The organism is Crossiella sp. S99.2 (assembly GCF_023094165.1).
Lineage (GTDB): Bacteria > Actinomycetota > Actinomycetes > Mycobacteriales > Pseudonocardiaceae > Crossiella.
This window is the reverse complement of sequence record NZ_JALMDK010000011.1, coordinates 67,167-80,312: the sequence shown is the minus strand read 5'-3', so window position 1 is coordinate 80,312 and position 13,146 is coordinate 67,167. Positions and strand designations below refer to the sequence as shown.

Annotated in this window: 15 protein-coding genes; 10 read left to right on the top strand and 5 right to left on the bottom strand. The window is 70.4% G+C overall.

Features of this window, described 5'->3' with window-relative positions:
* Positions 1 to 73 precede the first annotated feature (73 nt).
* Positions 74 to 469 carry a RidA family protein gene (locus MZC64_RS34435; protein ID WP_247763766.1) on the top strand — a complete coding sequence of 132 codons (396 nt, stop codon included), beginning with the start codon at positions 74 to 76 and terminating at the stop codon, positions 467 to 469.
* Positions 466 to 972, top strand: coding sequence for a hypothetical protein (locus MZC64_RS34430; RefSeq protein ID WP_247763764.1), 507 nt, complete (start codon positions 466 to 468; stop codon positions 970 to 972). The genes MZC64_RS34435 and MZC64_RS34430 overlap by 4 nt, the downstream gene beginning before the upstream one ends.
* Positions 973 to 1,012: 40 nt before the next feature.
* On the opposite strand, the gene MZC64_RS34425 is transcribed toward MZC64_RS34430, so the two are convergent.
* Positions 1,013 to 4,135, bottom strand: coding sequence for a DUF4434 domain-containing protein (locus MZC64_RS34425; protein WP_247763763.1), 3,123 nt, complete (start codon positions 4,133 to 4,135; stop codon positions 1,013 to 1,015).
* A gap of 251 nt (positions 4,136 to 4,386) precedes the next feature.
* Here MZC64_RS34425 and MZC64_RS34420 point away from each other — a divergent pair, with 251 nt between their 5' ends.
* Genes MZC64_RS34420 through MZC64_RS34410 form a run of 3 tightly spaced genes read left to right on the top strand, consistent with a single transcriptional unit; the run spans position 4,387 to position 7,934 of the window.
* A complete protein-coding gene (locus MZC64_RS34420; RefSeq protein ID WP_247763761.1) occupies positions 4,387 to 5,073 on the top strand; it encodes a hypothetical protein in 687 nt (228 codons plus the stop codon).
* 57 nt (positions 5,074 to 5,130) lie between these two features.
* Entirely contained in the window at positions 5,131 to 6,264 is a 1,134-nt protein-coding gene (locus tag MZC64_RS34415) for an ROK family transcriptional regulator (RefSeq protein ID WP_247763760.1), read from the top strand.
* 38 nt (positions 6,265 to 6,302) lie between these two features.
* Positions 6,303 to 7,934, top strand: a complete 1,632-nt coding sequence (locus MZC64_RS34410) for an endo-1,4-beta-xylanase (protein ID WP_247763758.1) — start codon at positions 6,303 to 6,305, stop codon at positions 7,932 to 7,934.
* 4 nt (positions 7,935 to 7,938) lie between these two features.
* On the opposite strand, the gene MZC64_RS34405 is transcribed toward MZC64_RS34410, so the two are convergent.
* Positions 7,939 to 8,916: a hypothetical protein gene (locus tag MZC64_RS34405; RefSeq protein WP_247763757.1), complete on the bottom strand. Its 978-nt coding sequence runs from the start codon at positions 8,914 to 8,916 to the stop codon at positions 7,939 to 7,941.
* Between the two features lie 39 nt (positions 8,917 to 8,955).
* Positions 8,956 to 9,597: a class I SAM-dependent methyltransferase gene (locus MZC64_RS34400; protein WP_247763756.1), complete on the bottom strand. Its 642-nt coding sequence runs from the start codon at positions 9,595 to 9,597 to the stop codon at positions 8,956 to 8,958.
* Positions 9,598 to 9,662: 65 nt separating this feature from the next.
* Here MZC64_RS34400 and MZC64_RS34395 point away from each other — a divergent pair, with 65 nt between their 5' ends.
* The 3 genes from MZC64_RS34395 to MZC64_RS34385 are packed head-to-tail and all read left to right on the top strand — an operon-like array spanning position 9,663 to position 11,396.
* Positions 9,663 to 10,259 carry a D-alanyl-D-alanine carboxypeptidase family protein gene (locus MZC64_RS34395; protein WP_247763754.1) on the top strand — a complete coding sequence of 199 codons (597 nt, stop codon included), beginning with the start codon at positions 9,663 to 9,665 and terminating at the stop codon, positions 10,257 to 10,259.
* A gap of 23 nt (positions 10,260 to 10,282) precedes the next feature.
* Entirely contained in the window at positions 10,283 to 10,696 is a 414-nt protein-coding gene (locus tag MZC64_RS34390; protein ID WP_247763752.1) for a limonene-1,2-epoxide hydrolase family protein, read from the top strand.
* 40 nt (positions 10,697 to 10,736) lie between these two features.
* Complete coding sequence (locus MZC64_RS34385) at positions 10,737 to 11,396, top strand: hypothetical protein (RefSeq protein WP_247763751.1); 660 nt, start codon at positions 10,737 to 10,739, stop codon at positions 11,394 to 11,396.
* A 2-nt stretch (positions 11,397 to 11,398) separates the two neighbouring features.
* Here the strand turns inward: MZC64_RS34385 and MZC64_RS34380 are convergent, their stop codons facing one another.
* Entirely contained in the window at positions 11,399 to 11,929 is a 531-nt protein-coding gene (locus tag MZC64_RS34380) for a GNAT family N-acetyltransferase (RefSeq protein WP_247763749.1), read from the bottom strand.
* 87 nt (positions 11,930 to 12,016) lie between these two features.
* On the opposite strand from MZC64_RS34380, the gene MZC64_RS34375 reads away from it, so the two are divergent.
* Together MZC64_RS34375 and MZC64_RS34365 are read left to right on the top strand one after the other, a co-directional pair.
* On the top strand, positions 12,017 to 12,235 hold the full coding sequence (locus tag MZC64_RS34375; protein WP_247763747.1) for a Rax2 family protein: 219 nt from the start codon (positions 12,017 to 12,019) through the stop codon (positions 12,233 to 12,235).
* An 11-nt stretch (positions 12,236 to 12,246) separates the two neighbouring features.
* Positions 12,247 to 12,720 carry a GNAT family N-acetyltransferase gene (locus MZC64_RS34365; RefSeq protein ID WP_282106351.1) on the top strand — a complete coding sequence of 158 codons (474 nt, stop codon included), beginning with the start codon at positions 12,247 to 12,249 and terminating at the stop codon, positions 12,718 to 12,720.
* A gap of 38 nt (positions 12,721 to 12,758) precedes the next feature.
* Here MZC64_RS34365 and MZC64_RS34360 read toward each other — a convergent pair whose 3' ends face one another.
* Positions 12,759 to 13,067: a DUF1540 domain-containing protein gene (locus MZC64_RS34360; RefSeq protein WP_247763746.1), complete on the bottom strand. Its 309-nt coding sequence runs from the start codon at positions 13,065 to 13,067 to the stop codon at positions 12,759 to 12,761.
* Between the last annotated feature and the right edge of the window lie 79 nt (positions 13,068 to 13,146).

The window sequence follows — 13,146 nt, the reverse complement described above, 5'->3', positions numbered from 1 at the left end:
CTACCGCAGCTCCGGCCGGGGACCCCGGCGCACGGGTAAGTTCGGCGGGTCGCCCGCACACTGGAGGGATCTGATGGCGCTGGAGATCGTCCACCCCGAGGGCCTGGACCGCCCGGAGACCTACTCGCACGTCGTCATCGCCACCGGCACCCGGCTGGTCTTCATCGCCGGTCAGCTCTCCGACGACCCCGAGGGCAACCTGGTCTTCCCCGGCGACCTGGCCGCCCAAGCCCGCCAGGTCTTCGCCAACCTAGGCCGCGCGCTGGCCGCGGCGAACGCCCGGCCGGACCAGGTCACCAAGATCACCATCTACGTGGCAGGGCACCGGGCGGAGTACCTGCCGATCATCGAGGCGGCCAGGGTGGAGCTGTTCGGCACGCACAAACCGGCGGACGTGCTGCTCGGCGTGGCCACCCTGGCCGCGCCCGGCTACCTGATCGAGGTCGACGCGATCGCGGTGACCGGGTGAACCGGGCGCACACCGCGCTGGTCTGGGCGGTGGACTCGATGTTCCTGGTCACCGACCGCCCCGACGACCCGCCCGCGGACCTGCTGCCCGCCCTGGACGCATCGCACCTGCGGATCGCGGGCGCGGACACCGGGATCATCGTGGTGCAGTGCGTGGAATCGCTGATCCAGGTGGCGGTGCGGGTGGAGGTGTGGCCGCACGCCCCGGCGGTGACCCCGGCGGATCGGGAGTGGACCGGCCCCGTGTCCCTGGAATTCCGGTCCCGGCAGGGCGTGCTGGCGGTAAGGCAGCACGCGATGCCCGACGCGATCGAGCACATCGAGCTGCCCCAAGGCCCTGGCGCGTACCGGGCCGATTTCTGGCACGCCGGGCGGGCGGAGATGGCCGGACAGCAGGCCGACCTGGCGCACCGGCTCAGCCGGCTCGGCACGGCGGAATGGGAAGCCCTGGCGGCGCGGCTGGCCGGGACCGAGGGCTACCTGCTGCGGATCTGGCCGGGCTGACACCGGGGCCGCCGACGATCGCCGACGGCCCCGGATCCGTTCAGTCGCCCCGGATCTCGACCTCGTCGAGCATGGTCCACGCGGTGGACCCGTCCACGGTGACCTTCACGAACTGACCGGTCAGATTCAGGTTCACCGACCGGTAGGTCTTGGTCTGCAACCGGGCACTGACCGCGGGCAGGTCGATCGACGGCACCTCGGTGTAGGGACCGTCCACTGTGGACGACACCGCGTAGGTCACCTTGGCGGGCAGGAACACGTAGTCCTCCCGCACCTGCAACCAGCCGCTGGTGATCTCGTTGATGGTGCGCTGCTGGCCGAGGTTGATGATGAAGGAGTACATGCCCGCGGCGTTGCGGCCCTGCCAGTCCGGGGTGTAGAGCGCCGGGCCGTGCTTGCCGTCGGTCAGCTCGTAGCCACCGTCGTCCGGATAGCTGCTGTCCGCCGGTTTCCCTGTCAGATAAGGACATCCGCGCTGACCGTCGGCCGCCCCGCAGCGAGCGTAGTTGACCTGCGAGACCTTCTGGCCCTCGGTGGCGGCCTCCGCGTAGTTGCTCAGCTCCGAGGTCCGCCCCGAGCCGTCGAAGGCCCGGACCTGGTACTTGTTCAGCGAACCCGGGTTGAGCTGGCGGTCGGTGAACCCGCCCTGCGGACTGATCTTGGTGGCCACCAGCTCGTCGTCCCGGTAGATGAAGTACCCGGCCACCCCGCTGGTGCCGTCGGAGGAATCACCCCAGCTCAGGTGGATGGTCTGGGAGCCTTCGGCCCTGGCGGTGAGCGTGCCCGGCCGGGACGGGTTCTCCGGGTCCAGGCCCGGCGCGTCCCGGTCGCTCAGCGCGGCCCAGCGCCGGTAGCCGTTGAGGTAGGCCTGCGAGCCGAACCTCGCGCGCGGCGACTGGTAGTGGTTGAAGGAGAACGACCAGAACACCTCGGTCTGGTCCTGCACCGCCCGGATCGCCTCCATGATCTCCTGGGTGGAGGTGGGTTGCAGCCCGGACGCGCCGATCTTGAACGTCTCGGTGTCGGAGATCAGGTAGGTCAGCGCGTCGGCGGCGCCCAGCGCCTTGTTCAGCTCGGCGTACCAGGGGTGGATGGTGGTCGGATCACCATGTCCGGCCCCGATTCCGTCCTGCAGCGCGATGATGTCCAGGTCGATCTCGCGCAGCATCCTGGTCCACATCTCACCCCACTGCTGCGGGTTCTTCCAGCCCGGCAGCGCCCGGTTGACCGCGTTGAAGAACGGCGCGATCGCCACCGGCTTGCTGCCGGTGAGGAAACGCAGTTCCCGCACCACCTTTTGGTAGAAGCCGATCATCCGGCCCTCGTCGCCAGCCCCGGAGAAGTTGACGTTGTCCATCTCGAAGGACAGGTACCAGCCGCGGAAGGACTTGTTGTCGCCGTAGCGGCTCCACAACTCCTTGGCCAATGCCCTGGCGATGGTCGCCTCGTTGTCCAGGAAACCCTGGTCCCGCGCGTAGGTCTTCCACCAGAAGTCGTTGACCTGCAAGCCGACCCAGACGTCGATGCCGGCCGTGTTGGCCGCGCGCAGGGTCCGCGCCACCACATCGGTCTTGGTGACCAGCTTGTAGCCGCCGAGCGCGTTCGGGTAGATCGCGGTCTTGGCGCCGTTCTCCCGGTTGTCGTGCGAGTTCGCCGTCCACTGCAGCACGAGCTGGGTCATGTTGAGCTGCTTCATCATCGCGAACTCGTCCGCGAGCTGCTGATCGGTCCAGTCGTCGATGAGGTCGGGCTGGATGAACGAACCGCTGATCCGGCGGTCGGTTTCCTTGGAACGCGGCAGGTAGGGCGGCGGGAACTGACGGCCGCAGGTCTCGCAGTCGTCCACCGGCTTCACCCGGAACTCGTCGCCGTCCAGGATCCGGTTGGCGTTGTACAGGTGGATGTTCCAGTGGTTGCCCGCGGCCTGGTTGTCCTTGTTGGTGATCAGCCGGGCCGAACCGTGCCAGGCGGGCTGGTCCGGATCGGTCACACCGGTGGCGGCGCCCTCCTGGGTGGAGGCCCAAGGGTACTCGTCGCAGTCCTTCTCACTGCGCGGGCCCGCCCACAGCTCGTTGCAGATCAGCTTGGAGGCGTTGCGGTTCTGCCCCTGTTTGGTGCTGTCCATCAGCCGGTGCAACGGCCGGTCGTAGCCGGGCACGCTCTTGGTGTTGCCGGGGTGCTTGGGATAGGTCCGGCGCGGGTGGAACTGGGCGTCCAGGATGTGCCGAGTGGTCTCGGTGACGGTCAGATCGCTGGTGCGCAACAGGTCGTAGCTCGGGGTGAAGTCCGGGAACACCGTGCCGGTGGACTTGTTCAGCGCCGTCCCGGCGGTGTCGAAGCGCAGCACCGAGCGGGTCATCTCGTCCTCGCCCCACGGATCCACCCCCGGCATCCGGGAGGTCATGAGCATGCGCAGGTCGAAGCCGTGCCGGAGGATCTTGTGCACGCCGGCGCCCGCGGTGTCCGGGGAAGTGACCCGGAAGGTGTGCTTGGGGTTGTCCCGCCACTCCACGTTGGTCCGGATCTCACTGGGCGTGCACTGGACCGTGTCGGTGTTGCAGCCGTCGATCCAGACCCGGAAATCGGTCTGCTCGTGGATGGTGCCGCCCTTGAGATCGACATCGTCCATGTTAAAGATGAAGTCGATGGCGCGGCTGTTGTCATAGGAGATCACCAGCAGGCTGTAGTCGAATTCCATCGTGGCCAGCGGAGAAGTCGGCGGCGGCGTGCCGCCCCGCCGCCACAGTTCGGCCTTGCGACTCCCCAGGAAACACTGCTGGAACCGGTTGCGCGTCCAGCCCTGCTGGGTGAGGGCCTGTGTCCGGCCGATGCCGTTGCACGCCTCCCGCAGTTCCCCTTCGGCGGCGTCCTTGGCCGCCTGGGAATCCCCTGGTAGCCGCGGCCGCGGTTTGCCCAGGTTGCCCAGCCCGTTCGGGTCCTCCGCGGCGGCCTGCGTCCTGGCCGCCTCGCGCTGGGTCCGAGCGGCCCGGTCGGCCGCACTGGCCTGGGCCTCCTGGCCACTGGCGGCGGGTGGGGCCGGCTTGGGCGCGGCGGTGGCGGGCAGTCCGGTGGCCACCAGGATCGCGGCGAGGAAGGGCAGGAAAACGCCAAGGGCGCGGAACGCACGCGTGCGCGTACGGCGCGTCAGTATTCGACGCTGCACGGAATCTCCCCAGAATGGTGGTGCGAGCCCCGACAACCCGCGAATGGGTAAACAGGGAAAGCGTGCGTCCTGTTCGGGTAGTCAGCAATAGGCCGTTTGGCCTAAAATTTGCCGTTTAGTGCCAGGTCAGCGGGCCATGTTAAAAGGGCCTCGGCAAATTTCCCGAGTTACCGGAAAACCACCGGCAGGTCGAGTGGCCGCCCGGGTGGCGGGGCGGCCAAGATGAGCGGCGTTTCGTTTCCCGAGAGGAGATGGTCGCCCTGACCGGCAAGAGGATTGTCCGCCCCCTGCTCACCGCCGCCCTGCTCGTCACCACACTCGCCGTCGCCCCCGCGCACGCCGCCGCGGACCAGGTCCCGGCCCAGTCCATCGCCGCCGCCCGCGCGCTGCCGCTGGGCAGCACCGTCACCGTCGCCGGCGTGGCGACTACCCCGTCCGGAGCCTTCGAGTCCAGCTTCTACGACAAGGGTTTCGCCATCCAGGACCGGACCGCGGGCATCTACCTCAAGCTCGCCACCGACCTCAAGGTCGCGCCCGGCAGGCACACCCGGATCACCGGCAAACTCACCAACAGCTCCGGCCTGCTCACCCTCGTCCCGGCCACCCCGGCCGCGGTCACCCTGGGCCGGGCGGGCATCCCGCCCCGGCCGGAGTGGCGGGCCACCGGCGGGGTGGGCGAGGCGTCCGAGGGGCGCCTGGTGCGGGTGCTGGCGCGGATCACCAAACCGGTGCTGGACGACCTACCGTACGGTCGGAAGGTTTTCGTGAATGACGGGTCCGGGGAATTGACGATCTTCGTGAACACCCAGACCGGGATCGACCTGAGTCGGTTGCGGGTCGGGCAGTGGGTGCGGGTGAGCGGGTTCAGCAGCCAGTACGACACGCACTACGAGATCGATCCGCGCTTCCCCCGGGACCTGGTGGTGCTGCCGGGCTGAGGCGTTTGGCAAAGTAATGCTGGACACCGGTAACGCTTCGTTACTAGTTTGTGCGGTGTGGCGAACGGCGCGGTGACCGGAGCACTGGTCCGGGAGTTGAACCTGCACGCCGTCTATCAGGCGGTGTGGCAGGCGTATCCGGTGACCAGGGCGGATCTGGCCCGGCAGTTGCGGACCTCGAAGCCGACCATCGGGCGGGCCGTCGAGGCGCTGCTGGCGGCGGGGCTGATCGAGGAGGTGGCCGCGCCCGCGGACGCCGCGGGGTACAGCGCGGTGTACTTCGGGCCGCGCGCCGGGGCGGCCGCGGTGCTCGCGCTGGACCTGGGCACCCGGTACCTGCGTGGCATGGTGGCCGATCTGGACGGGGCCGAGCTGGCCCGGATCGACGTGCTGGTGGACGGGCACCGGCCGGCCCAGGTGCTGGCGGCCGCGGCCGGGTTGCGCGATCAGCTGGTGGCGGCGGCGGGGGTGAAGCCGGAGCTGGTCACGATGGGGATCGCGGGGGTGATCGAACCGCGCAGCGGGGTGGTGTACTCGGCGAACCAGCAGGACCTGGACGGGTTCGCGGCCGCGGCCGAACTGCGTGTGGCGCTGGGCTGTCCGGTGCTGGTGGAGAACGACATCAACCTGGCCGCGGTCGGCGAGGGCTGGCGGGGGGCCGGGGCCGGGGTGCGCGATTTCGCCTTCCTGCACATCGGCAGCGGGGTCGGGGCGGGACTGGTGCTCGGCGGGGAGCTGCACCGGGGGCGGAACGGGGCCGCCGGGGAAATCGACTTTGTGCCGGAGGGGCAACGGTTTCAGCCGGACAGTCCGGCCGCGGACGCGTTCCTGGCCCAGATCTGGCAGCGCTCGGACTTCGTCAACTGCGAGGACGTGATGACCGCGGCACGCGCGGGGGACCGGCGCGCGCTGGACCTGGTGGCCTGGGAGGCGGACCGGATCGCCGAGCACGCGGCGCGGCTGACCACTGTGGTCGACGTCGGGCTGATCGTGCTGGGCGGCGGGATCGGGCTCAACGGGGACCTCCTGGCCGAGCCGGTGCGGGCCGCGCTGTCCGGGCTCACCGCCTACCCGCCCGAGGTCGAGATCTCCCGGCTCGGCGAAGCCGTCATCCTCACCGGCGCGGTCGCCACCGGCCTGCGCTCGGTGCGCACCGACCTGGTCACCAGGCGGGTCGCCGCCCTGGAGTGACCCGGAACTGGTTCATCGCACACCACATGGGAGGTTCGATGAGACGGATCGTTGGCGCGCTCCTGCTGGTCGCCGGCCTGGCCGGCAGCAGCGCGACGGCCATCGCCGCACCCGCGGCGCCGGTCGAGCTGATCGCGGGACAGGACTGGACGCGGTTCGCCGGGGCCGAGGTCACCGGGCAGGGCGTGCGGATCTCGGCGCTGGACCGGTGGATCGTGGGCACGGATGGAAAGCGCTTCCAGCCCAATCCGCCGGTGAACCTGCTCGGGCCGCGACTGGAGGTCTCCAGGGACTTCCAGCTCGACGCCGGATTCTCGGCCACCGGCGGGAAATCCGCCTACCTCCAGCTCTACGGCGCGCCGCCGATCATCTATGACGAGTGGCGGCAGGAACCGCCGAGCGTCCGGCTGGGCCTGGTCGGCGGGCAGCTGGAGGTCGCGGTGTGGGACGGCAAGGCCAACAAGGCCAAGGAGGTGAAGAAGTTCGGCTCCGGGGTGACCGGCGAGGTGGCGATCACGCTGCGCCGCACCGGATCCACCCTGGCCTTCGCCGTCGGCGGCAGGCAGGTGGGCACGCTGGCCGAACGCGGGGTCTTCGGCGGCGGGCAGGTGTGGTTCGGCGCGGACGCCCAGGTCGGCGGCGGCTGGACGTTGCGCTCGCTCACCGCCGGCGGTGCGGTGCAGGTGCGCAAGGCCCCGGACTGGAAACAGGGCACGGTGGCCGATTCGCTGCGCGGCCGGGCACAGAAACTGGCCCGGCCAATCGGGGTGGGCGCGGCACTGGCCATCGCGCCACTGGTGGCCGATGACCGGTACCGGGCGATCGCGGGTGAGCAGTTCGACCTGATCACCCCCGAGAACGACATGAAACCCCAGTTCGTCCAGCCCACTCGCGGGACCTTCGCCTTCGCGGAGGCCGACGCGCTGGTGGACTTCGCCCGCGCCAACGGGATCAAGGTGCACGCGCACACCCTGGTCTGGTTCGAGGCGCTCCCCACCTGGATGCGTTCCGCGCCGGACAAGCGTGCGGTGCTGCTGGAGCACATCCGTTCGGTGGCAACACATTTCGCCGGCCGGGTGACCGAATGGGACGTGGTCAACGAGCCGATCAACCAGGACAACCCGGACGGCCTGGAGCACAATCTGTGGTACCAGGCCATGGGCGCGGACTACATCGCCGAGTCCTTCCGCGCCGCCCGCGCGGCCGACCCGAACGCGGTGCTCTACCTCAACGAGTACGGCGCCGAGCAGGACGGCGGGCGCTGGAATGCCTTGTACGCCTTGGTGAAGAAGCTGCGCCAGGCCGGGGTGCCGATCGACGGGGTCGGCCTGCAGAGTCACGAGTACGATGCCGCGGACCGGGTGCCCGCGGAGACCTTCCGTAAGAAGGTGCGCGCGCTGGCCGCGCTGGGCCTGAAGGTGCGAGTGTCCGAAATGGACGTGTCCACTTCGGACCAGGCGTTGCAGGCCAGGCAGTTCGGCGAGCGGATCGCGGTGTGCCGCCAGGAACCCAACTGCACCGGTTTCACCAGCTGGGGCTTCACCGACCGCTACGGCTCCACCGCCGACGGCAACCGCTACCCGCCCCTGCCCGGCAACGCCCTGCCCTGGACCACCGGCCTGCAACCCAAACGCGCGCACGCCGCGCTGCTCAACGGCCTGACGCCGTAGTCGCTCACCAGCCGGTGAAGACCACCGATTTGCCCTGACTGGAACCGAACATCGCCGACCCGTCGTGGCCCACCCCGGGCACCATCACCATCCGGTGCGGCAGCCCGGGGAACTGGCCGCTGACCGAGTTGACGTATGCCTTGCCTCGCTCGAACCTGTTGCGCCCCTGGGCTTCCGCCGGGCAGGTGGTGTCCAGTGAGCTGTCCCGCTCGGTGTCCCGCTCACCCAGCAGATAGGTCACCTTGCGCGAGCTGTACCGGCTGCGGATCTGCTCGGCGCTGGGTACGGACATGTACGGATTCCGTTGCTGCAAACCGTATTTGTAGTTGTCGTACCCCGAGCAGGACCCCAGCGCCGGACGGCGCGAGTTCAGGTACAGGTAGCTGGACGGGTTCGCCGTGACGTAGCTGATCTCCAGGCCGGTGATTCCGGCCGGGGCGGAGGTGCCCGCGGCGTAGCGCTGGACGAACTGCCCGCCCGCGGAGTGCCCGGCCAGGGTGACCTTGGTCAGGTTCGGGAAGCGGGATTTGTCGGCCAGGGTGCGCAGGATGTGGTCCACGGCGGTGAAGGAGCTGAGACCGGCCGGGCGGACCGCGTTGCCGCCGTCCTTCCAGGACCCCGTGCCGCTGTTGGTCCAGTAGGCGTCCTGCCGGCCCGGACTGTCGTCGGCGGTCTGGAAGTGCGGGGCGATGATCGCGGTGCGCTGGGTCAGCTGGCCGGCAGCTCGGACCATCCCGTCGAAGTAGCCCTGGGCATTGCGGCCGGTGCCGTGCACGACCACCACCGCGCCGGTGGCCTCTGGCGCGCCGGTGAGCGGATAGGTTGCGTGGTAAGGGAGTTGGGCGCCGCCGGGCAGGGACAGACGGGACAGGCAGCCGGCCGTGCAGGGCTGGGCGGCGGCGGTGGCGTCGGGGGCGCCGGTGAGCAACAGGCCGGCCAGCAGGGCGCCGGTGGTGAGTGCGGCGGAGGCTTTCTTGGTCATGGCGCGGACGCTAGGTCGGCCGTTCGGGACAGGTCCCGGTCAGCGATCGGCGGGGGTGGCCAGCACCCAGTGGAAGGTGGCCGGGCCCTCCGGCTCGCGGATGGTGACCGGTTCGTCGACCAGCAGCCGCAGCCCGGCCGCGTGCAGCAGCACCCGGTTGTCCGCCGGGGGATGGCTGCTGAAGAACATCGGCGCGCCCAGCCAGTCCGCATCCACCCCGTTGCTGCCGCCGGCGCCGAGCGCGGCCAGGAACAGCCCGCCGGGCCGCAGCCAGCCGGCGATCCGGGCGAACAGCGCGGGCTGCTCGGCCCTGGGCACGTGCAGGATCGAGTAGAACGCGGTCACCGCGTCCAGGCTGGCGGGTGGGACGTCCAGGTCGGTCATGTCGGCCTGGGCGAACCGGGCGCCGGGCACGGCCAGCCGGGCCAGCTCGACCTGCTTCGCCGACAGGTCCACCCCGAACACCCGGTGCCGCTCGGCCAGCCTCGCCGTGCCCGCGCCGCAGCCGAGGTCGAGGATCTCGGAACCGGGGGAGAGTCGCGCCAGCAACAGCTCCAGGAACCGCGACCGCGGATCGTCCTGGATGCGCGCGCTCCAGTCCAGGTACTCCTGCGCGATCACGTCGTAGCCCGCTGCGACGATCTGCCTGGCATCCTCGACCACATCCGGACGGTAGCGCACCGCCGAACTGTGGCTGAGGACACCAAAACTGTGGCCTGCTGCGCCGAATGGGTAGTTTCGACCCGGTGTCCACCGAACCCGCACCCGGCCGCCGCCGCACCCTGACCAGCCTGCTCCTGGCCCTGGTGCTGGCCATCGCGCTGGTGGGCACACTCGGCGCCACCGGCCAGGCCCGCCTGGTGCCCGACCCCATCCCCGGCGAACCCCTGGCGCTGGTGGAGGGCATCCCCGGCCCGGAGACCGGCCCGCCCTGCCCGCTGGACAAGCGGTACCTGGACGAGCCGCCCGCCGGCCTGCGCGAGGACGTGGCCCAGGCGTGGCAGCGGCTGCGCGCCAAGGCGGCCGAGGCGAAGGTGCAGCTGTGCGTCAACGACGGCAAGCGCAGCGTGGGCCAGCAGGAACGCGAGTTCGCCGAGGCGGTGCGCCGCTTCGGCACCGCGGCGCTGGCCAGCCGGTACGTGCTGACCCCGGAGAAATCCATGCACGTCAAGGGAATCGCGGTGGACATCCAGCCACTGGCCTCGGCCGCCTGGGTGGAACGCAACGGCCGGGCCGTGGGCTGGTGCCGCCGCTACCAGAACGAGGAATGGCACTTCGAGTACGACCAGAATTACGTCACCGCGGGCTGCCCGGCCCTGCTGCCCAGCGCCACCGGCAGCTGAACCCGCCGGATAACCTGACCCGCATGCAGGCCCCCGCCGACGTCGTCACCGCACTGCTCAAGGCCACCGAACACCGCGATGTCGCGGAGATCCTGCGCCACCTGGCCCCCGACATCCGCTACCAGAACATGCCACTGCCCACCGTCCGCGGCGCCCGGGCGGTCGCCAGGCAGTTCGGCCTGCTGCACCGGCTGTACACCGGGTGCGAGGTGGAGATCACCAACATCGCCACCAACGGCGAGGTGGTGCTGACCGAACGCTTCGACGTCATCCGCCGCGGCGACTGGAGCGCGCGGTTCTGGGTGTGCGGGACGTTCGTGGTGCGGGACGGGCGGATTGTGCTGTGGCGGGACTACTACGACCAGGCGGCGTTGCTGGGGTCCGCGCTGGCGGGGCTGGGGCGGATGGCGCTGGCCGGGGTGCGCGGACAGCGCTAATCAGGTCGCGGCGAGCCCGCCGCTGCCGGATGATCCGCCGGTGCCCACCACCGTCTGGCTCGACCGCGACCGCGAACTGACCCCCGGCGCCGAGCTGTTCAGTTCGGACCGGACCTTCCAGGTGTGGGACTACACCGCCAGCCACTGCCGGCTGCTGTTGCGCAGCCCCGGCGACGGCGACCGGACCCGCATCGACCTGGTGTTCGCCGAGGTCAGCTCGATGCGGCTGAGTACGGCCTACGTCGGCGGGCTGCGAATCCGCTGCGCCACCGAGTGCGAGGGCCCGGACCGGCGGCGGTTCCTGCTGGCAGCCGAGGGCATCGCCGACCACGTCGTGGCCGGTGCCGTGGGCTGGCACGAGGACCAGGACCTCGGTCAGCCCAGCCACTTCGCCGACCCCGCCCCGATGCCACCCTGGGCGCGAACCGAACTCGAGGGCGTGCACGGCGGGTTCGACACCCCGCTGGCCACCGTTGAGGAACTGCTGCACGCCGTCCGCACCGGCGAGCAGCCCGCCGAGGACCGGACTCGCTACCGCTACCTCTACGTCCTCATCGCGCGGTTCGACCACGAGCCCGGCGACCCGCACAGCATCGGCGCGTTCCTCACCCGCGAGGAGGCCGAGCAGCGACGGCGTGAACTCGACGGCCGGTTCCGCGAGACGACCTTCACCATCGACGCCGTCCCGGTCGGCATCTGAGGTCAGCCGGAGAGCGGGTAGGCCATCGACACCCCGCCCAGGAACACCCCGTTGGGCAGCGGCACCCGGGTCCGCTCCACCTCGCGAAACCCGAACGCCCGGTACAACGGCTCCCCGGGCAGGGTCGCCATCAGCACCAGGTCCCGGAACCCCGCCTCCCGGGCCGCAGTCACGCACCTGGCCAGGATCGCCCGGCCCAGTCCCCGGCGGGTCCAGTCGCCGTGCACGAACATGGCGCGCACCCTGGCGGGTTCGGTGGCCGGGTCCAGCAGGCGGTCGTCGGTGGGGGCGGCGCCGGAGCCGGTGTAGAGCTTGTCCCGCCTGCTCCAGCCGCCGCAGGCGACGACCTGGCCCGCGGCCTCGTGCACGAAGTAGGTCCCGTCCTCGATCAGCACCGGGTCGGGCACGGTGAGGTACTGGGCCGCGGCCTCGGTTTCGGTCTGGTCGTGGAACTGGGGGAACACGTCGAGGACCGAGGTCCGCATGAGCGTGGCGATGCCGGGCAGGTCGCCTGGTTCGGCGGCGCGCAGCACCGGCTGGTCTTGGTGGAGTCCGCTCCACCCCGGATCCGGCAGTGCGCGGGATCGGCCCGAGAGCCCGGAATTCGTAGGTTCATCCCCATGAGCGACCACACCGAAGTGAACCAGATCCGCCGCCCGGGCAGCCCGGTTTCCGTCGCATTGCTGTGGGTGCTGGCCGTGCTCACCGCCGCGGTCAACTCTCTCGGCTTCCTGGTCGGCGTGCCCTTCGCCGCCAGTCTCGCGGCCGGGTGCGTCTCGGTGGTCTGCATCGCGCTGCTGATCACTTATTACCTTCGGCGGCGCACCCGGTCCTGCTAGCCTGCGCCGCCATGACGACTGCCCGGGTACGCCTGGTCGAGATCACCGCGGACAACCGGGACGCGGTGTGCGCCCTGCGCGTGCTGCCCGCCCAGGAACGCCTGGTCGCCCCGGTGGCCGCCTCGCTGGCGGAGGCCGCGGCCACGCCTGAGGGGGAACCCTGGTACCGGGCGGTCTACGCCGGCGATGAGCCGGTCGGGTTCGTGATGCTGAGCTGGAACGTGCCGCCCGGCAGGCCCGGCATCCTCGGCCCGTACTTCCTGTGGCGGCTGCTCATCGACGCCGGACACCAGGGCCGCGGCTACGGGCGGGCGGTGCTCGCGCGGATCGTCGACCTGGTGCGGGCGGACGGCGGCACCGAGTTGCTGACCAGTCACCAGCCGGGCGAGGGCAATCCGGGGCCGTTCTACCGGGGGCTGGGCTTCGAGCCCACCGGCGAACTCGACGGGGACGAGATCGTGCTCCGGCTCGTGCTGACCGGCTGAGCACCGGCCAGCACGAGCCCAGACTTGCGTTGGCCTATTCAGCTCGTCTGGTAGGTCAGGCAGTTGGCCACGTGCTCACCCACGCCGGGCCCGATCCGGACACTCGGCGCGGAGCACTCCAGCGAGGTGTTGTGCATGCAGTCGACGCGGGAGCACGCCCCCACCTTGGCCACGACCTTCTCCAGGCCGCCCTTGGTGCTCAACGGGATGAACGTGCCGCAGTCGGCGGCGCCGTTGTCGCCGCGCACGGTGATCGCGAAGGCGTGGCACCCGTCATGGTTGTAGGAACAGCCGCTCACCGTGCACGAGTGCACCGCGGGCATGGCCGGGTTCTCCAGCGTGGTCATATCCGCTCCTGTGTTCCGTGGTGGGAATCAGTTCGGCGAACTCGACCCTGCCACCGGTATCAGGAGCCCGCAATTCGAG